Source organism: Brucepastera parasyntrophica, from assembly GCF_022376835.1.
Lineage (GTDB): Bacteria > Spirochaetota > Spirochaetia > Treponematales > Treponemataceae > Brucepastera > Brucepastera parasyntrophica.
Map to the genome: position 1 here is coordinate 673,830 of NZ_CP084606.1, position 17,935 is coordinate 691,764.

21 protein-coding genes are annotated in these 17,935 nt (G+C 41.1%); 10 read left to right on the plus strand and 11 right to left on the minus strand.

Annotated features, from left to right (window positions below; translation table 11 throughout):
* Positions 1 to 25 precede the first annotated feature (25 nt).
* From K7I13_RS03205 to K7I13_RS03230, 6 genes are all read right to left on the minus strand, one after another.
* A complete protein-coding gene (locus K7I13_RS03205) occupies positions 26 to 649 on the minus strand; it encodes a class I SAM-dependent methyltransferase (protein ID WP_255947878.1) in 624 nt (207 codons plus the stop codon).
* Between the two features lie 159 nt (positions 650 to 808).
* Positions 809 to 1,255: a hypothetical protein gene (locus K7I13_RS03210; RefSeq protein ID WP_255947879.1), complete on the minus strand. Its 447-nt coding sequence runs from the start codon at positions 1,253 to 1,255 to the stop codon at positions 809 to 811.
* A 225-nt stretch (positions 1,256 to 1,480) separates the two neighbouring features.
* Positions 1,481 to 1,996 carry a ClbS/DfsB family four-helix bundle protein gene (locus tag K7I13_RS03215; RefSeq protein ID WP_255947880.1) on the minus strand — a complete coding sequence of 172 codons (516 nt, stop codon included), beginning with the start codon at positions 1,994 to 1,996 and terminating at the stop codon, positions 1,481 to 1,483.
* Between the two features lie 56 nt (positions 1,997 to 2,052).
* Entirely contained in the window at positions 2,053 to 2,598 is a 546-nt protein-coding gene (locus K7I13_RS03220) for a GNAT family N-acetyltransferase (RefSeq protein ID WP_255947882.1), read from the minus strand.
* A 67-nt stretch (positions 2,599 to 2,665) separates the two neighbouring features.
* Positions 2,666 to 3,745, minus strand: coding sequence for a nucleotidyltransferase domain-containing protein (locus K7I13_RS03225; RefSeq protein WP_255947884.1), 1,080 nt, complete (start codon positions 3,743 to 3,745; stop codon positions 2,666 to 2,668).
* A gap of 181 nt (positions 3,746 to 3,926) precedes the next feature.
* Positions 3,927 to 4,520, minus strand: a complete 594-nt coding sequence (locus tag K7I13_RS03230; RefSeq protein WP_255947886.1) for a lactate utilization protein — start codon at positions 4,518 to 4,520, stop codon at positions 3,927 to 3,929.
* Positions 4,521 to 5,290: 770 nt separating this feature from the next.
* Between K7I13_RS03230 and K7I13_RS15845 the strand changes: the two genes are divergently transcribed.
* Positions 5,291 to 5,452, plus strand: coding sequence for a hypothetical protein (locus tag K7I13_RS15845; RefSeq protein ID WP_439647474.1), 162 nt, complete (start codon positions 5,291 to 5,293; stop codon positions 5,450 to 5,452).
* Between the two features lie 13 nt (positions 5,453 to 5,465).
* Here the strand turns inward: K7I13_RS15845 and K7I13_RS03235 are convergent, their stop codons facing one another.
* A complete protein-coding gene (locus tag K7I13_RS03235; protein ID WP_255947888.1) occupies positions 5,466 to 5,615 on the minus strand; it encodes a nuclear transport factor 2 family protein in 150 nt (49 codons plus the stop codon).
* Positions 5,615 to 5,881 (minus strand): hypothetical protein, encoded by a 267-nt coding sequence (locus K7I13_RS03240; protein ID WP_255947890.1) that lies wholly within the window; start codon positions 5,879 to 5,881, stop codon positions 5,615 to 5,617. The genes K7I13_RS03235 and K7I13_RS03240 overlap by 1 nt, the downstream gene beginning before the upstream one ends.
* Positions 5,882 to 6,361: 480 nt before the next feature.
* On the opposite strand from K7I13_RS03240, the gene K7I13_RS03245 reads away from it, so the two are divergent.
* Both K7I13_RS03245 and K7I13_RS03250 read left to right on the plus strand, forming a co-directional pair.
* Positions 6,362 to 7,426, plus strand: coding sequence for a hypothetical protein (locus K7I13_RS03245; protein WP_255947892.1), 1,065 nt, complete (start codon positions 6,362 to 6,364; stop codon positions 7,424 to 7,426).
* A 20-nt stretch (positions 7,427 to 7,446) separates the two neighbouring features.
* Complete coding sequence (locus K7I13_RS03250; RefSeq protein WP_255947894.1) at positions 7,447 to 8,502, plus strand: hypothetical protein; 1,056 nt, start codon at positions 7,447 to 7,449, stop codon at positions 8,500 to 8,502.
* A 139-nt stretch (positions 8,503 to 8,641) separates the two neighbouring features.
* Here K7I13_RS03250 and K7I13_RS03255 read toward each other — a convergent pair whose 3' ends face one another.
* Positions 8,642 to 11,803: an EAL domain-containing protein gene (locus K7I13_RS03255; protein ID WP_255947896.1), complete on the minus strand. Its 3,162-nt coding sequence runs from the start codon at positions 11,801 to 11,803 to the stop codon at positions 8,642 to 8,644.
* A gap of 281 nt (positions 11,804 to 12,084) precedes the next feature.
* Between K7I13_RS03255 and K7I13_RS03260 the strand changes: the two genes are divergently transcribed.
* The 4 genes from K7I13_RS03260 (at position 12,085) to K7I13_RS15550 (ending at position 15,212) form a co-directional block, all read left to right on the plus strand.
* A complete protein-coding gene (locus K7I13_RS03260; protein ID WP_255947898.1) occupies positions 12,085 to 13,596 on the plus strand; it encodes a MalT transcriptional regulator family protein in 1,512 nt (503 codons plus the stop codon).
* Positions 13,584 to 14,582: a helix-turn-helix transcriptional regulator gene (locus K7I13_RS03265; RefSeq protein WP_255947900.1), complete on the plus strand. Its 999-nt coding sequence runs from the start codon at positions 13,584 to 13,586 to the stop codon at positions 14,580 to 14,582. Before K7I13_RS03260 ends, K7I13_RS03265 begins: the two co-directional genes overlap by 13 nt.
* A gap of 281 nt (positions 14,583 to 14,863) precedes the next feature.
* A complete protein-coding gene (locus K7I13_RS03270; RefSeq protein ID WP_255947902.1) occupies positions 14,864 to 14,995 on the plus strand; it encodes a hypothetical protein in 132 nt (43 codons plus the stop codon).
* Positions 14,996 to 15,026: 31 nt separating this feature from the next.
* A complete protein-coding gene (locus K7I13_RS15550; protein WP_369413692.1) occupies positions 15,027 to 15,212 on the plus strand; it encodes a YjfB family protein in 186 nt (61 codons plus the stop codon).
* A gap of 80 nt (positions 15,213 to 15,292) precedes the next feature.
* Here K7I13_RS15550 and K7I13_RS03275 read toward each other — a convergent pair whose 3' ends face one another.
* Together K7I13_RS03275 and K7I13_RS03280 are read right to left on the minus strand one after the other, a co-directional pair.
* The gene (locus K7I13_RS03275; RefSeq protein ID WP_255947904.1) at positions 15,293 to 16,165 is read right to left on the minus strand and encodes a DUF4421 family protein; all 873 of its coding nucleotides are present in this window, start codon (positions 16,163 to 16,165) and stop codon (positions 15,293 to 15,295) included.
* A 51-nt stretch (positions 16,166 to 16,216) separates the two neighbouring features.
* Positions 16,217 to 16,561 (minus strand): cupin domain-containing protein, encoded by a 345-nt coding sequence (locus K7I13_RS03280; RefSeq protein WP_255947906.1) that lies wholly within the window; start codon positions 16,559 to 16,561, stop codon positions 16,217 to 16,219.
* Between the two features lie 235 nt (positions 16,562 to 16,796).
* Here K7I13_RS03280 and K7I13_RS03285 point away from each other — a divergent pair, with 235 nt between their 5' ends.
* The 3 genes from K7I13_RS03285 (at position 16,797) to K7I13_RS03295 (ending at position 17,748) form a co-directional block, all read left to right on the plus strand.
* The gene (locus K7I13_RS03285; protein ID WP_255947907.1) at positions 16,797 to 16,994 is read left to right on the plus strand and encodes a hypothetical protein; all 198 of its coding nucleotides are present in this window, start codon (positions 16,797 to 16,799) and stop codon (positions 16,992 to 16,994) included.
* 8 nt (positions 16,995 to 17,002) lie between these two features.
* Positions 17,003 to 17,293, plus strand: a complete 291-nt coding sequence (locus tag K7I13_RS03290) for a hypothetical protein (protein WP_255947908.1) — start codon at positions 17,003 to 17,005, stop codon at positions 17,291 to 17,293.
* A gap of 260 nt (positions 17,294 to 17,553) precedes the next feature.
* Positions 17,554 to 17,748: a hypothetical protein gene (locus K7I13_RS03295; RefSeq protein WP_255947909.1), complete on the plus strand. Its 195-nt coding sequence runs from the start codon at positions 17,554 to 17,556 to the stop codon at positions 17,746 to 17,748.
* Positions 17,749 to 17,935 lie beyond the last annotated feature (187 nt).

The following is a 17,935-nucleotide window of genomic DNA, read 5'->3' on the forward strand; positions in this document are numbered from 1 at the left end:
TTCTATCATATATGAACCTTTTCTGTTAAGGGGTTTTACTATCCGGGCCGGCCGGTTTTATACCCGCAGCAATCAACATTGAAGCATCCTGATTCATGAAAATATTTTTTCCGTGATAAAATGTTTTTATGCTAATTTCTTTAAATCCTGCATCTGTCAGTAATGATCTGAGTCCAATCTGAGTAAACCCATTATGAACTGCGGGATGGGAGACCTTTTCATTTTTATCAAAATCAACAATGATCAGTTTTCCGCCTGTATTTAGTACTGAATAAAATTGTCTCAATATTTTCTCTGTATCGGGAATATGAAGAAGTACCAATGAAGCCACTATTATGTCCGCCTTAATATCCGGGTTACTTTCGCTGAAATCAGCGCGAAGCGTTTTGGCATTTTTGATATTGGCCTGCCGTATTTTTTCTCCCGCGGCTTTGAGCATTTGCTCTGAAGAATCTACCAGCAGGAGGCTATCAATAAACGGTAATAATTCCAATCCTACGAGCCCTGTCCCGCCTCCATAATCCACTAATGATTTATCTTTACTGTTGCTTAATTCCGGTTTTATGGCGCTAACAATATTTTGGGCCAAATCCCGTCTGTCTTTCGTATCATATTTGTTTGCAATCAGATTAAATACATCGTTTTCCATAAGCATGTTCCTTTTATACTTTCTATAATCCATCGTTTTGAGTTTTTTGACATACAATCCCATTCCGGACTTTCCGGCTGTAACCGGCGTTTGATACGGTGAAGTATTTTCAGTCACGTCAGGCGAAGTAATTTTTGCTTTTATTCTAATAAAAATATATTATTTTTCTTTTATTGGAGTGTAATAATCCATTTGATTATATCCTAAAATTTTATTTGCCAATGGCGTAGTTATTATGTTTCCAAGTTCAAACCGTGATTTATCAATTTCCAGTCCATGGGATTCCAAAAAGGCTTCTCTTGTTTTCATTGCTTCAGTATTATCCTGCTGATCAATGGCAGTTACAACAGCATAAAGCCCGCCTTTAAAGTCTATGATGCTGAATTCATCCGGAACATCCATCCCGTCCTCATACATATACAGCCAGTGAAATCCGCCGGAACCTTGCTGTTCGCCATCCCAAAAGAGAAAGTCTTTTGGAAATATTGTCTGTTTTAATGAACTGAACCATTTTGAAAAATTTTCTAATTTTTCTTCACCAAACATTCCTATTCCTGACGAGACCATTTTACAATCAGGAATTTCATAAACACGTACTGATTCCATGTTAATACCTCAAATAAATTTGATCATTATAATTATATAAAAAACACTGTTTCATACAATTCATAATGTAACAAAATTGCTTTATTAATAGTATATCAAAAAAAGTTTTTCGCCTGACATTTTGACTGAAACCAACAGTTTGCCTGCCCGGTTGCCCTGACAGGCGAGGAAGCGTTTATAGTCCTGTTTATAATATGGGACGGGCTTTATTATTTTTTACACTTTTTATTTAACCATTTTCTTCAACGGTTTTAAAGTCTTGAAGGCCCACACATAGTGACTTGATGTGTTATAATAAAAATAGGCCCCCAATGTTGTGCTTCCTGTCATAGGGTATTTTTTCCTGGTAAAAAGTTCATCATCCGTATGTTTTTCAATTAATGCCATTACATCCTTATGACTCTCTTTGAACAGGGAAATCGCTTTTTTTACATCGGTCCCCTGATATTTTTCCCATATCCGGCGGTTTATTACCGGCAATGTCTGCATGCTGTAACTCAGCACGGGAACCGCCGGCTTTTCACCGGAAATACCGGCTTTGTACCAAGCTATTCTCATTACATGCCATTCGTGTAAATGGCATATTACATCGCTGACTGTTTTATCCCGGTCATTGAGTTCATCATGTGTGTATGTTTTATTTTTAATATCATCAGGAAGTTCGTTTATAAAATCGAGTAATTTGCTGAAGTTTTTTTCCGATAAGTCCAGCAGTTCTTTTTTGGTTGCGGGTCCGGGCATAGTTTTGTTCCTCACATGAAAAATGTTATTCTCTATAACATACTATCCAGAATATCTTATACTATTTCTTCTCTTTTTATTTCCATAATATATTCCGGTTCATCTTCCTCCGGAACCTGAATCGTTTTTATATATTTAAATCCGACTTTCCCATATGCCTTAATTGCAACTGTGTTTTTAGGTTCCGGTCCAATAATACATTTTTTTATATTACTATTTATAAATACAATATTTCTTAAAAACTCAAGGATAATAATTGAACCCAATCCTTTATGAGCGTAATCCTGTTCTCCTATAAATAAATCCAATCCGGCGGAATCTTCTCCGGCCTGAACAAGCTGATCATATTCAGGATAATCTTTTAATAAATATGTTTGAATATACCCTATTTTTATATCATTATATAATATTGTAAAACTCTCGATCGGCTCTCCTGTTGTTTTTTGTTTCAGCACATAAGGTGTAAATTCTTTAACTACATCATCATATGTCCAATCTTTTTTAAAATACCATTTTTTTACAGATTCAGTATTTAACCATTTATACATTAAATCAAAATCTATTAATTCTAATTTGTTAAAAGAAATGTTTATATTTTCCATGTTATTTTTCTCCGGTTTATTTTACTGTTTTTGCCAATTAAGGCATCATTTCTTTCTCTGTACAAGTTTAAGTCACATTTTTTTTACATGATAGTAATTCAATATTTTTACAAAGTACTGATCTAAAAATGAGAAATCTTTTTTTTTCCGAGGCATACCCTGTTATAAGGGTCCCAATGTAATTTATTTTCTCGTTGATATAATTATTGATTATATCAATTCTTGGCTCTAATCCTAATTCAACTCCGGACCTTTTTTTCTCCAATAAGTAATGTATGTTCAATAATAATTCTTTATTATCAATAAGCTCCAGTAATTTATTAAATTCCATTGGAGGAGCTTCTTTAAATTGATCAATCCATAAACATGCCAATATTGGCCGCAAAACATAGAAATATTTCTTTATTTTTACATTTTCACCTTGAAGGAATTCCCTGTTATTTCTTCTTGCCATATGCAGATAATGATAAATAGATGAAATGCTTGAGAAATACAATTGAGATATTTCTTTCATTACTTCATAAAAATATTCTTCTTGATGATAGACTATAGGCGATCGCAGCCATTCGAATAAAACAGGATTTGACTTATTTAATAAAAATAATGCTTTTTGAAGATCCCACCCGGAATAATCATATTCATCTGTAATGGGATATTCTATTACATCACGTTTAGGAAAAATAGATACATACCAATCCTTTTTGTGACAATATATAAACCTGATATCATAATCACTATCGGCTGATTCAAATCCCCATGCTCTTGATCCTGATTCTATCGCATATAGGACTTTTACATTATGTTCTTTTTCGATATCCAATAATTTGTCTTTGACTTGCAGGATTACTTCGTTATTCATATACTCTGATCGTTTTTTTATGTTTTCTTTTTCCAGTATCGCGATATCCAAATCTTTATAAAATGGAATGCGCCCAACAACAAACTGCATCTCTGAGTCATTTTCCTTAAGCGAACCGAAATTTATTTTAATTTCGCTATATATGTATAATGCAAAGTTTCTTAATTTAGTGTTTTCCTCAATACTGTTTCTACTTTTCCACCGATAATTTGACACATTATATCCGATGAGTGTTCCGGAAAAAAGCAGCAGAAAAGAAAGTATTATGGGAATTATCTTTTTTGGCATATAGTCCTCCTGCCAACATAATAAAGCCGGAAAGAAATGAACCCTAACCTCACGGGCGTACCCGGTATTTTTTCGGTGAGCGGCAACAAACATCTGAAGATATACACTGCCGGCGAAGTTGCCCGATTGCACAGCAGCATTCTATGACTTATGAAACGTATGCTTGTTTTCCCTGTGAATGCTAAAACCCCAATTCCTGGTCGATAAAGATCACTTCGCACTTCATACCTTTCGGCACACGGTCTATAGTAATCATTATACGGCAAATTCTGTCAGGACTATTGCAATCATAGCACCGGTCAGCCTTTTTGGCACAAGGAGTTTTCGCATTTACCCGTTTCGCATTTTGCGGGGCAGCTACATTTCTGCAGCGATATATTGCATCAGTCATATTTTCCGTGATCTTATTTTTCCCAACTACATAATAGCATATTCCCGGGCCGAAAGCGGTCATTGCCACACGGTTTCCCGTAGCATCTATATTAACGATTTCCCCTGATTTTGTTACAGCGTTTGCGCTGGTTATATAGATGTTCGCGCAATTAGCCAAACGCCGCACATCACGGGAAGGTACTTTGTTGTGCCACACTACGGCATTATTATGCAGCAGGGCTTCAAAAAGGCCTATTTCCCTTAGCGTTTCACTTCCACCAAATCCGATAGTTTGATGCTGTAACTCATTCTTCAAATAATCTGCAGCTTCTTCCTTTGTAAGGAATACCTGTGTCGAGAATCCATGCTTTTCAAAATTTTTTCTTATATCAGTATAATCCATTCAAACACCGCCGACTGTTATTTTCTCAAATGCTTAGTTCTGATTATCCGCCAAGGTCATATAAAATTTTATGTATTCAAGTATATATCAGCCGCCGGCGCAAAGTAAAGCCAAATTATTTGCTGCTAATTCCATACAGGCTTTTTCTTATTATTATGGAAACGGTTCGGGCGTTGCGACTAACAGCATTTATCTGCCGGGAATCGTTCAGCTCCTAAGCGCCCACTTGACATCCTGCAGGGTCTGCCGGGCGCCGCCTTACCGGTCCATATGCCGCGCGCGGACTTGAAGAATAAAACAGCTTCTCTGGGACAGTTGGGGATATTTTTCGTGGATATAGTCAGCAAAGCTTGTCCCGGATTCCCGCAGACTGTCTATTAACCGAAAGTCTTCGGTGAGGGCCAGCAGAAAGCCGATTTTTTCTTCTTCCTCTTCGCTTAACTCACCGGAAAGAAGCAGTGCGGTTTTCCGCTTTTTCTCTTATCCTCGATAATGTCGTTTATTTTGTCCCAGTCATAAACAGGCGTCGTCATACGCTTTTCAGTCTCCCTTTCCATAGGATTCTATGAGTCTGATTTATTTTGCCTCAACCGTTCATCCGGGTCAAGCGAATATTCCTGCTGTTCGGCAAGGTTTCACTCAGCTCCGTTTAGGTTAATGAGCATTCCATCCGCCTGGATGTTGCCAACGCGGGTGCCCATACCGGAGACGGTGATGTAATCTTTGTGAGTTTTCCTCACTGATGGTATGCAGCGCCGGACATAACAAACATATTTCCGGAGAGCTATATTTTTTCAGGCAAGACCATTGTGCTATTCCCACTCTCCGGAGAAAAACGTCCTCGGAAAGACGTGAGACAAACGGAGCGGATCCGCTTCCGGCGGGCCGCCATCGACAAGGAGCGACACAATCTCACCATCCCTTGCCGGTGAACAATACGTTGTTTTACGAACTTGCCAGCATCGCCGCAAGAGAATCCATATAGTCGCGCCAATATACAATTTTTCGGTCTTTGATTGTGATGATGGAACAGAATCTGTTATCGTACGATTTACCCGTGCCGGGTACAATTCCATGAACTTCATATTCCAGCATCACAACACCGCCCCTTCCGCTTTGTAAACCCTGAGATTATCGGCGGAGTGAAGTTCATTTGAGTAACCATCAAACCAAATCCTGTATGCATCACGGCCTTCAAATCGATTGGTAAATCCGGGAAAATGATATATAAAATCGAAAACCGCGTCCTCCGCGACGGCGTCCCAAAAGGACTCGCCGTCCACCGTGTCCTTGAGTCCTTCCATAACAATGTTGAAAAACGGTTCCGTTCCTTTTTTGTAACCGAAATGCTTACTATCCATATTATATGCCTCCTGCCATTTATGTAATAATATTATACTAAACTAATCCTGACAGCAGGATGTCATGTTTATATGCAACTTCTGCTGTGGCTTAAATCATAACACTCCACTATATGGCAAGGATCGTGACTTCACATATCCCTGACAAGTTCAGGAATACATATCCGTTTCCGCTCCAATGGAATCATTATTATGAAAATCTCCTTACTTTTTTATTATTTCGCAAAACCATGACATACAGATGTCATGGTTTGTATTGTATCCTGTTAATATGATTAATCCAAAAGCGGATGTTACATGAAGGAGGGTACTCAATGTTTGAAACAACTTCCGGGAAAAGAGGCCTGTCCGAAAAGTTTGAAAAACTTGTTCAGACAGATTCCTTTTGTTCAACAAAAATTACACAGGGCAGCAAAACATTATTCTGCTCTGTACAGCAGAGGTTTTCAGTGCTACATTCATATCAGGAAATATATCTGAATGAATAGTGAAGTCAGCCATACAGCTGTTTCGGGAATACGGCTTTCTCGTCAGGCCCTTACTGATCCGGCAGGAAAAACCCGGTATGATTCCCTATTCCGCCGGCTTTCCCCGGTACAGCCCGGATACTGGACATACCCCGGAAGCCCTCCCCTGCTTGCACACAGGGCTTCCTTTGATGACACCGCATATAATGACAGCCGCCGCGCGGACCGCCGGATTATCAAGACAAGACTGATGGGCGGCAATGTTGCCTATATAGATATTCGGGACCTGGAATTATTCGCCTGCGCGTACCGGAATGAAAACTACAGACTGACACGAGATGATACTGATATGCTTGAGTTGCTTCGCGGAGAAGGTCCGGTCAATATAAGGTTTATTAAGGAAATAACCGGACGGTTTTCAAAAAACATTTCGCCTGTCCTTCACAAACTTCAGCGGAACTCTCTTGTTTTCGAAGATCAGGTTGACAGTGACTGGGACCGTTGTTTTTATCTTTTTGAAACCGAATTTCCTGACATAAATTTACAGCGTTATCCCCGGACAGAGGCCCTTTGCAGGATATTGCCCCAGTTTATTGAAATGAATGTTTTTGCTGATGAAAAAAGCATCCGGTCATTTTTCTGTTTCAATTTGAAGGATATTAAAACGGCCCTATCGGTTCTGCTCGGAAAAGGCATTATAGCTGAAGCCGTTTGCAATAACAGGCTGGGGTATATACTTGCATCCGACTTGGTTATTCTGCAGAAAGAACGGGAACAGCAGCCTTCGGTTTTTGTTTTTCACCGGAACGATTTTCTGGTAAAATCACAGGAAGCTGAACTCAAGGCGAGGTTCTCAAGCCATGATTGGGACATACTGCAGTATATTCTTATTGACGGAGAATTCAGCGGAGCTGTTGCCGGGAAATTTAAAAACGGCCCCTTTGTATTGAAAGATATTCTGTTAGACCCGTCCGCAAATATAAAACCCGGCCGGAAAAAAGAAATTATAAATGCCGTATATCAGGTAAACAATAAAGAACTCAGTCCCCTTCAGCGGTATAACGGGACTGTTCTGTAAATAAGGACGGAGCATATTCAATGTTCATGGATGATATCAGTTTTGAAAGAAGAGCCCGCTTTCTGCGGAATAATGTACGTGAGTGGAAGGGAAATATATTTCGAGATAAAAATGGCTCGGAATTGACTGAAGAACTTGCAGGGGGGCTGCGCGATATAAGAAGACTTGTGACCAGAATTTATGATGACTATGATTTTTATTCTAACGGCAATGATCTGAAGAGTTTCCATAATATTTCTTATACGGTGCGATTTCTGTACTCGGCTGCGGCCTGTGGTGTATCAGTAGAAAGAGACGGACAGATGGTTCTTTTATGTGACAAAATGGAATTCAAAGGAATATATAAAAAACAAAATATGCTGCCTTTTGAGGCCCTTCAGAGATACGGCATAACCGTTCGCTATCTTAAAACGGGAAAAGAGGTCCCCTCCTACAAAAACTGTTCACAATTTGAAATAAATTTCGGAAATTCGGGTTCGGCTGTACAGGCGCTTATATTGCTGGCAGAAAAATTTTCCTCTGTTGATGAAAAAAAAGAATACGGTGACGCGATAACCATGTTTGCCAAAGCGGATTATGACCGGCTTGTATCAGGTGAGCCTGCTTTCAGGGAGTGTATTGACCCTCTGCGGGAAGATATTCTGAATTCAGCCGCGGGGAAACGGGACCTATACTGTCTGCTTGCGGAAAAACTTTTAAAAACGGCAGACGTGACAAGCTGCTATTATCAGAGATACGCCTGTCCTTTCTGGAACATTAATTTTATGCAGAACAAAAAGCTTATCTGCAAAACAATGCTCTTTGACGATTATCTTCAGGTTCATGTTCCTTTTTCTTTTGCAAAAGCGGAAGAACTTGTTCGAAACAAAAACAGGTATCCGTCCGCAATAAAAACAGCCATCGAACATTTTGACTGTATCAGCTGTGGAAAGTGCAGCGCTTCCAGTCATGATAATATCAGAATTATTGAGGGTGTGAGACTGTGTACAAAAAGAACGGATGCCCGCACCATATATATGGAACTCCGCGCGCCGGACGAGGCGGAATGCATTGCGGCCCTTGCAGGAAATTCCTGATCCCGGTTTTTATTATAATGCGGTTATAAAAAAGACATAGATTCTAATGATCCCTTCTGAAGAGCGTATATACAGGATGGGGTAAGTTACTGTACCGCTCCTTTTAGGCGATCATTAAAATCTATGTTAAAAAACATTATTACATCTTGCTGTACTTTATTGCATCAGCAACTTTTTCATAATTCTCGCTACTTTCTGTAATATCATACGAATATTCAATATGAACCATCTTTTTTCCTTCCCATAGAATAACACTTTCATATATTATAAACTTTCTTTTGTGATAATCATTAAAATGTTCATAGCATATTACTCCGCCGTCATTCCGCTCGAGCAATTCCGGTATTCTGCAATTCGGACAGCGTTTTGAACGGCCCTGCAGGACGTCATAACACTTCCGCCCCAGCATCTCGTTTCCAATACCGTACCGGCTTTTGACTGTATCATTGACCCAGATAATTTCATCCGTTTCAACATCAGAAATAAAGGCGTTGAGGGCACAGGTATTAAGAACATTCAATAAACCAATTGTTTTAAACTTTACAATTGTTTTGAGCATTGAACTGATAAGCATATTTCTTGCCATCAGCGTCAGATTCCAGAACATAACTAATTCTTCCGGCTGCCAGTTCCGGTAATCAGTATGGATAAAGCCGGCGAACCCAATGAGTTCATTATTGTCCCACATTGGTACGATTACGACAGAACGGGCATCAGCCATCTCAAATACTGAGATAAGTTCCGCAGGCAACCCCCTAAGACCGGATGAAATAATGATACCGTCTTTTTTTATGTCCGGGAGAAGCAATTCCGCCATCAGTTCAAAATTGTCTTTTGTCATGAGGTATTTCCGCGAGCTGACATCGGTATTGCACCATTCAAGAGCATTCTTACAGGGCAGCCCTTTCTCCTTAAGAAATATAAAGGTCCTGCTTATGTCAAAATGCGTACCGATATTTTCCAGTACCTGATATAAGGATATATCCGGCTGCTGTTCACTCATGAGTACTTGAGTACACTGGTGCAGGAGTTTAAAAAGGGAAGTATCAGCAGTAGTGTAATTTCTGCTTTTAAACCATTTCTCAAGACTGATATATTTTGGGGCATGTGTTTGGAGAATTTCATTTTTTTCCGTAAAATTGTGCTTCTGATTTTCCAAATCATCTGATGAAAGCGGACCGCTGAAAAGAAAACCCTGAAGGTAATCGGCGCCGCTTTGCAGGATTACTTCCAGCTGCTCGTTTGTTTCAATACCTTCCGCAATTAATTTCATTTTGTGCGAATGTGATAATTCAAACATCATGTACAGGAAATACTGCAGATAACTGTCCTTTTCAATTCCCTGTACGAATTTCTGTTCGGTTTTTAGATAATGCACCGGAAAGTTTTTCAGGTTTTCAAATGAGGAATAATCCGTTCCGAAATCATCAAGGGCAATAGTGATCCCAAACATTTTAAGTTTATCAATAACGGAACGGGAAAAAGCGTTGAATTTAAATTCGAAACCTCTGGTAACTTCAAGATTCAGTTTTTCTCCCGGATAATGATGCCGGTATAAAATTTCAATTACCTTGTCGGCAAAAGATTCATCAATAATCTGGGACGGTGATACATTTACGGAAAGGAAAAAATCTTCACTGTTGTCCAGTCCTAATTCCTTGCATTTCCCCACCGCTTTTTCCAGGACCCATTCGCCGAGTGTGCTTATAAGCCCGAAACGTTCCGCCGCGGGAATAAAAACCTGCGGAGATACAATCCCGGAATCGGGACTCTTCCACCGGCACAGGGCCTCAAGAGCGGTCCAGGTTCCGGATGAAAACTCCACAATTGGCTGGTAGTATACATCAAAACCCGACATGTTATTCAGGATGGCGTTTTTCAGTTTTACTGCCATAACCTGCTTTTCTTTTTCGCCGCTGTCCATCACTGCGTCATAGGTTATAATCGGCTTTTCATGTCTGGAGACAGCGAGAGTATCCTCTATTCTTTTTCTGAGATTTACGGTGTCCGTATTCCGGTCAACACAGATAATGCAGACAGCGGCACCGCAAAAACAGGTTAAGGGCTCATTTTCCGTAGGTATTATCCAGGGCATGCTGAACTGTTTTTGGATTAATTTTGCGATCAGAGTTACAACGTCGGGTGCCGTTTCCCGGATCAGAAGACAGAACATATCTCCGTCAATTCGGTAAAGATCACTTGAAACAATATCCAGATCGGCCAGCCAGGAGGCTATCTGCCGGAGTAACTCATCGCCTGCCGAACACCCGTATATAGCGTTAAAATGATGGAGTGAAAGAATATCAAAGCAAATAAGATACTGCCTTGAATCACCGGCCATATTGTTTTGCAGGTCGTTTTCCAGTTTCAGGTAATTCGGTAAATGAAGCAAACTGTCGTAATATGCAAGGCGGGAAAGTTCTTTTTCAAGCTCATGTTCCTTTGAAACATCCAGCTGGGTAATTATGTATACTTTTTTCCCGTCAAACCATTCCATTATCTGATGGGAACATCTGAACCATTTATGCAGCCGTTCATTATAATATCTGAACACACGCGATTTTGTATCTTTGGTCTTTCCGGAAATCAATTCCATACAGGGGCGGAATTTGTCGGGAAAATTGTCCGTAACACTCCGGTATGCATTACCAATAACGGATTCAATGGGAAGCCCGACCTGCCTTGCAAACGACTCATTTGCTTCAATTATCAGTCCGGTCTTGCAGTCAGTAATATACGTGGCAAAGTCATTCGATGTAATAAATTCCCATAATTGCTGTATTGAAATATTCATTTCAAGCAAAGTCATGGTAATTCTCTGAAGAAAATCCAGTATTCTTCTGAACTGTTCCTTTGACATGACCGGCATCAGGGAAATCATGGCAGCGGTTTCCGAAGTTTTTCTGACCGGGGCTTCCTCCGGGTTCGGGATCGCGGATTTTAATGTCTCGGCAGTTTTTATCTGACCGATCAGCCAGCAGCCCATATATACCCTGTTTACCAAAATAGGGACGGCTCCGAGCATCAGTCCTGTATGGGGACAGGCCGCAAAAGCCTGTTCGCCTGTTTCTTTTACTGTACTGCATAACCCGTTTATAACCGCGGAACATATTCCATCAGTACATTCAGATGCCAGAAGAACCTTGCAGATAGCGGGTAAATTGCTCTGTTCCGTACAAACTTTTCCGGTATGATCAAAAATATTTGCAGAAATTTTGGTTATTTCACTGAATCTGTCCTGAATCCACTGCAAATAATCAGTACTGATATAATCAGACAGGAGCTTTTCCTCATTTTCCATACCAACCTCACCTCAGAATAAGAGATAAAACCGGATCAATACTGATAAACCGCCGTGGAGCATACAGACGGGATTGTGCGATTTTTTTCGAATATTTCTGCCGTCTGTTCCGAATTTCGTTTAAATAATACTATTGTCAATTTGTACAGACATCTCCCAAAAAGGAGATAAAGATCGACTTTTTTTAAAAAAACTGCTATAATTTTCGATAAATATGTGCAGCACAACCCATAAACAAGAGGCCGTTATCGGCCGGGCTGGAAAAAATCCCGTCGGAGTCATTGATTGACAGAGCCCGTATTAATGCACTCCTTGAAGAAGGAATCAGGCATTCCATGGTTACAGTCATCGCTGCACCGGGCTATGGCAAAACGCAGGCGGTATCATTATTTACACAGAAAAAGAAAAAAGTACTGTGGCTGCACCTGAGTTCCATGGATAATATTCCCCAGCACTTCTGGGAGAATTTTTTGCGGTCTGTAAATGCGGCGGATCCGGACCTCGCTGCGCAAATCAAAGACATCGGATACCCGGACACAGCGGCAACGTATATTATTTTTTTACGGATTCTGGCATCCAACCTGTATAATAGCGAACCTCTTATCTGGGTCGTTGATGACTTCAGTCTTATATATGATCAGGAAATAAAACACTTTTTTGAATTTACGGCGCAGATAAACCTGGAAAACTTCTGTTTTATTATTATCAGCAGTGTAAAAACCGATCTGGGGCTGGCGTGCATTAAGGGAGGAGGAAGCGTATATCAGCTGACTGCGGAATCCCTGCGCTTTACGGCCGAAGAAACGGCCGAGCTTTTTGAAAAAAACAAAATTCAGCTGCCCGGGGAAATGCTTGAAAAAATAGACCGTTATGTCGCCGGCTGGCCGCTGGGCCTCTATTTACTGATGCAGCATATGAAAATGAAGCCTCATATTCATGAGGATCCTTTTCACATTGATATGTCGATTGCCTACAATCTGTTTGAAAAAGAATACTTTTCGGTGTATGAAAAAAAACTGCAAAAACTTCTTATCAGGATGACCCTATTGCGTTCAGTCCCCTATGAGATGCTGCATCTTATCAGTGAATGTGAAAAATCCGCCGTGGATACCATGCTTGAAGCAAACCTGTTTATTGAATATGACCCAAGATATGACGTTTATTATTTTTACTCGCTGTATAATGATTTTTTGTCCCGCAAACAATATATGCTTGATGAGGAAGAAATTAAAGAGGTTTATTCCATAGCAGGCGACTGGTATTATAAACATTCCCAATATCTTGATGCAGTCAAATGTTATGGTAACTGCGGCAGATTTGATGAAATGCTTCAGGCTGTTATTGCCATTCCGAAAGCCCTTATGCAAATCAGTCTTGCAGATTTTCTGCTTGAACATTTGAGTCTTCTTCCCGCCGATTTTCTCCGTTCCCATCCCATTGCCGAATATCTGAAAGCTTCTCTTTTTCATAATATTATGGAAGTTAATACCGCTGAACGGATGCTGCTGTCACTTGAAGAACGCATAAAAAATGAAAAACCTGACGAACCCGATGCTGTTCTGGGTGAAGTATATATTATGCTTGCGGCAATTTCCTTTCTGCGTAATACCACAGACTTTGTTGACCATTATAAAAACGCCGCGAAACATCTGCCCGCAGGAAGCCTCATACAGAAAAAAAACCAGATGATTATAGGAGAGGCCTTCCCCTATCTGCTCCCGGACAGCGAACCGGGCGCCCTCCAGCGGATGGAAGCCGCTTTTTTGAGGCCGTCCCCTATATGGAACATGTAATGAATGGGGCCGGACGCGGACAAGACTACCTGTATTCCGCTGGAGCTTCATATATGGTTTTCGATTTAAACGCGGCAAAACAGAAAGCCTATCAGGCGATTTACCGTGCGCAGGAAAATGACCAGCATGACATTATCTGTCTTGCCCGGAGTCTGCTCGCGCAGACTGCGTTTATGCGGGGAGACTTTAAGGAAGCGACCGAACATATAACGTTTATCTGCGATTATATTACGGAAAAAAATCTTACGCCCCTCTTTGACATGAGGGAAAGCAGCCGGAACTGGATATATGTAAAAATGAGGGATCTGAGCAAGGTTTCCAGCTGGATATTTACTGAATACAATAACCCGCGGCAGCCGCCTCTGACCAGCGGAGCGAGCAGCATAATGCATGCCCAATATCTGCTGGCGGCGGAAAAATTCAATGAACTGATTGCCTTTCTTGATCCGCTGGAAAACATGTGCCGCAAAAAGGGAATATGGAACGGTATTCTCACTGCGCATATAATGCGCGCAGTTGCGTATTCAAAGCTGGACAAAAATGATCTGTCCATGGATTCATTCAGGAAAGCCTATGATATATCCCATCAGAACGGGATCATCGCTCCGTTTATTGAAAGCGGCGGCTATATGCGGTCACTGGTGGAAATCGCGCGAAAAGATGAACGCCACAGCTTCGATGCCGATTGGCTGGATCTCATATACCGCAAGGCCTTTTCATTTTCACGGCTCTACCAGACCATGGTAAAGACATATAAACACGAAAATAAGACACACAATAATTCCCAAAACATCAGTTTATCAAAACGTGAATCACAGGTATTGCAGGAACTGGCAAACGGCCTGACCCAGGACCAGATAGCGTCTTTTTACGGAATATCATCAGGGACCGTTAAAACGCATGTGAAAAGTATTTACAATAAGATGGGGGCCATAAACCGCGCGGACGCCATCAGAATTGCGGCCGAATTCGGACTTATAGGGTAACCGGTTTTACAGCACGGAAAAGGAACGCCGCGTTCAGAGAGAATGGCATTTTTCCCGGATTCTTGAAGGGAAAGCGGTTCAGGATGTTTTTATCTGTCCAGCCCTGACTGAAGGCATTACAAATCCCCAGCCTGACGGAGAATACCATACTGCAATACACATATATAATGAAGAAAATGATTCCTGCATGTTTTTTACGGGTATGCGGGCATATTGCGAACCTGATTGCAAAACAGGAGGGCGAATCCATTGTACAGAAAGTCCGGTAAACCGAAGGGCATATGGAAAAATATTCATTCAGGCGACAACGCCGCCAGCTGGGGTATCAGGGCGAACTTTTTACCCGGCGGGAAAATCCTGATATTTTGCGCCCCAAAATGTCAATTTTACATAAATTTGCAGATTTTTCTTGACTTCTGTACATTCCGGTTATATACTTAGACTATGGATATATATTCACTTTCTGCCAATTTGTCTCTGCGAAACGTACAGCATGAAGTTGTTGTTCGTGTGCAGAAGATGACAATGGACGGAGCAAGGGATCAGGGAGCCGCATTAGTCAAAATGTTGGATACAGTGGTTTCAAATATTGATTCTATGCTGGGCAGTAAAGTGGACATGCTCGCCTGAATAGAGCATGGTTATTACAATTCCGCTTGAAGGGCTGTCTTCCAGACAGCCCCTTTTTTTTGCCGCAAAAGCTGTTTTTGCTAAAACCGCTTTACGAATACCAGCCTCGCGGTGCAGGTCAGCAGCATATCATGAATGTCCCCGTCGGTTCTGAACAGTAAAAGGCTGGATGTCGCGGAAAGAGCGACTGACCATTTTTCCTGATGGTACCCGAAGGAAAGACTTGGAAACACTGCCGGAGAAAAATAGACCGTGTTCGAACCCAGTTCCAGCTCGGTATGAAGGCCAAGTGAAAAAAAAGCATTAAGAAAGAAATCTTTCCCGAAAATCCATGAATATGAATAGCCGGCATTCGGACCGAAATGAATAAACTGTTTTCTTTCGCTGTAGGTTTCAATTGCCGCGTCCTGTGAAAGAACGGACGCGTAAAAAACACTGCCGCCCACAAGAAAACTGCCCGAAGATTTTTTCTGCCTTTCATTTAAACTGTATGCGGCCCGCAGGGAATGGGCTCTATGGTTAAAAATATACTGACTGAAAACCCCGGCCGTTAAAAGCTGTAAATCTATTTCCCTGGAGGAAGAGGAGTTACGGGACGGATGCATACCCAGATAATTCTTCAGTGAAAATTCAATATGCATTTTCTCACCATAATAGTGCAGCTGCCCGACAATTGATTCTGATTTTGCAAAGTTCAGATTATGCGTAAAAGGAATATTAATAGATAATTTCAGTGAAAGTTTTTTATACCCGAAACCAATACCTATGTCGAGGGGGCGATTTGAGTAAAAGGCTGTATCCTCTATTTCATCATGTGAAAAGCGTGCAAAATTGTAGCTGAGAAAAAAATTCAGGGAAAAATCACCGGGAAAGTCCTCTTTGAATACGTCTTCCGCGGTAAGCATAGATGACAGAAATAAAAGAAATAAACCGTATAGAATTTTTTTCTTCATGAAAGTGAATATGCGCCTGGTTTTTTCAGGACTTGCTTTTCCGGCATCCAGTTATGAAAGCGGAAAAACTACAGTCAGCATCATTTTAAAAGCTTCCTGCCCATATACAGCATGAGGTTTTCCCGCCGGCATAATCAGCGTTTCGCCCGCGTTTACGGTAAAATCAGTTCCATCGACAGTAAATTTTCCCGTTCCCTCCAGAACGCAGACCATTGCATCGCCGTCAGATTCGTGGGAACTTATCTCTTCCCCGCCGGCAAAGGCAAAAAGTGTAATACTCACCTGACGGTTCTGTACCAGCGTTTTGCTTACTATCTGCCCCGGCATAATCCGTACCTGATCTGAAAGAGACAGAACCTCTTCAAGCGCAATATTTTTCAGAATAGCTTCCCCCATCTTCGCTTCCTTTACTATTGTAATCTGGAATATAGCCCGGATACAGGCTGAAATGTGATGATTTCATTCACAGTTGGCCCTGGTTCCGGAGATTTTTGTTTCTTCTATTCCAATATAGCCTTTTTAATTCTTTTGGGAACAAATACGGTGATTTTTATCGTGAATGACAGGATTTTCACCGGGGGATTGAATCCGGACAGCATATAAATTATAATCAGTGTCAAAGGAGTAAGAGATGAAAAAAATAATGCCTTTTTTCATAGCGGTTTTTTCATTATGCATGCTTTCCTGCGCCAGGGAGCTTGCTGAAATAAAGGTAACAAACAGTTCTCCTTATTCCATCGATTTCCGGTTAAACAATTATTCCGATGACAGCGTAAAAACGCTGGCCCCGGGCAAACCGGGTTTTATTCCGCGAGTTCTAATACCGTAACTTATCATGTGAGCAATCCGCCCTGGACCAGCATAACCTATCCGAATGATGATTCAGTTGTGTTTTCCAAAACAGATCCTATAATCCTGCAGATCAATAATTCCTTTAACGGGACTGTTACGGTATCCGCGGGCGGGTATATGGATCCGGAACCGCTTGTCCTTGCAAAAGACGCGGAGGCAACTGAAGAAATCTATACGACAAAACCAAAATTCACTCTTGACGCAGGCGGCTATCCTGTAAACAGCGAATATACGTATGACAAGGCCTTGAATACGCTTTTTGTAAATATTTATTGACCGGAAACAGTTTTTCCCGTAACAGAACATTCTTCTCAGAGTGCCCCGGATACATACTGAAAAGCGGAAACATTCTGCTTTTCCTTGTTATTTTACTATTTCATTAAACTCCGCGCTTATGGTTGATTACTGAAATTGCCGGACGGGACAAATATGTATATATTTTATATAGACAGAGGCGATTTCAAAACTAACCGGGTTTTGAAAGAAGCTCGACATACTTGATATTTGCGTGCAAGCGAAAAAACAAAGGGGTAAATATGGAAAAAGCATATCAATGCGGTATCTGCAAAAGAAGCGTTATACAGGATGCCGGCGAACCCGTGCCTTTCTGCTGTGGTTCAGCGATGAAGGAAGTAGACCTTCCTTCCTGCAGAAGTGCGGGGCCGGAAGCCGCCCGGTTTTCAAATTCGGATACCCCGTGTGAGGATTTTACCGGAAACCAGATTGAATAGAAACAGCGCTTTGCCGGACCGGATTTCCGGTCCGTGAACTGCGTATAAAAAATATATTTTCAATTATCAGTTACCGTCATATCTCCGTTTTACGGCAGAAGGTTTTTGCAGGACCGGGAGATGCAGTTCCGGAGAAATTTCAGTCCTGACACTTCTCCGGTTTTTACTGCTGTGCTGAACAGCTCTG

Bases quoted from the DNA above. Each gene is read 5' to 3' on its own strand.
- K7I13_RS03275 (WP_255947904.1), bottom strand. From the start codon at position 16,165: ATGAAGAAAAAAATTCTATACGGTTTATTTCTTTTATTTCTGTCATCT.
- K7I13_RS03265 (WP_255947900.1), top strand. From the start codon at position 13,584: ATGGAACATGTAATGAATGGGGCCGGACGCGGACAAGACTACCTGTAT.
- K7I13_RS03215 (WP_255947880.1), bottom strand. From the start codon at position 1,996: ATGCCCGGACCCGCAACCAAAAAAGAACTGCTGGACTTATCGGAAAAA.
- K7I13_RS15550 (WP_369413692.1), top strand. From the start codon at position 15,027: ATGGATATATATTCACTTTCTGCCAATTTGTCTCTGCGAAACGTACAG.
- K7I13_RS03280 (WP_255947906.1), bottom strand. From the start codon at position 16,561: ATGGGGGAAGCTATTCTGAAAAATATTGCGCTTGAAGAGGTTCTGTCT.
- K7I13_RS03255 (WP_255947896.1), bottom strand. From the start codon at position 11,803: ATGGAAAATGAGGAAAAGCTCCTGTCTGATTATATCAGTACTGATTAT.
- K7I13_RS03220 (WP_255947882.1), bottom strand. From the start codon at position 2,598: ATGGAAAATATAAACATTTCTTTTAACAAATTAGAATTAATAGATTTT.
- K7I13_RS03250 (WP_255947894.1), top strand. From the start codon at position 7,447: ATGTTCATGGATGATATCAGTTTTGAAAGAAGAGCCCGCTTTCTGCGG.
- K7I13_RS03225 (WP_255947884.1), bottom strand. From the start codon at position 3,745: ATGCCAAAAAAGATAATTCCCATAATACTTTCTTTTCTGCTGCTTTTT.
- K7I13_RS03285 (WP_255947907.1), top strand. From the start codon at position 16,797: ATGAAAAAAATAATGCCTTTTTTCATAGCGGTTTTTTCATTATGCATG.
- K7I13_RS03270 (WP_255947902.1), top strand. From the start codon at position 14,864: ATGGAAAAATATTCATTCAGGCGACAACGCCGCCAGCTGGGGTATCAG.
- K7I13_RS03230 (WP_255947886.1), bottom strand. From the start codon at position 4,520: ATGGATTATACTGATATAAGAAAAAATTTTGAAAAGCATGGATTCTCG.
- K7I13_RS03210 (WP_255947879.1), bottom strand. From the start codon at position 1,255: ATGGAATCAGTACGTGTTTATGAAATTCCTGATTGTAAAATGGTCTCG.
- K7I13_RS03245 (WP_255947892.1), top strand. From the start codon at position 6,362: ATGAATAGTGAAGTCAGCCATACAGCTGTTTCGGGAATACGGCTTTCT.
- K7I13_RS03295 (WP_255947909.1), top strand. From the start codon at position 17,554: ATGGAAAAAGCATATCAATGCGGTATCTGCAAAAGAAGCGTTATACAG.
- K7I13_RS03235 (WP_255947888.1), bottom strand. From the start codon at position 5,615: ATGCTGGAATATGAAGTTCATGGAATTGTACCCGGCACGGGTAAATCG.
- K7I13_RS03240 (WP_255947890.1), bottom strand. From the start codon at position 5,881: ATGGATAGTAAGCATTTCGGTTACAAAAAAGGAACGGAACCGTTTTTC.
- K7I13_RS03205 (WP_255947878.1), bottom strand. From the start codon at position 649: ATGGAAAACGATGTATTTAATCTGATTGCAAACAAATATGATACGAAA.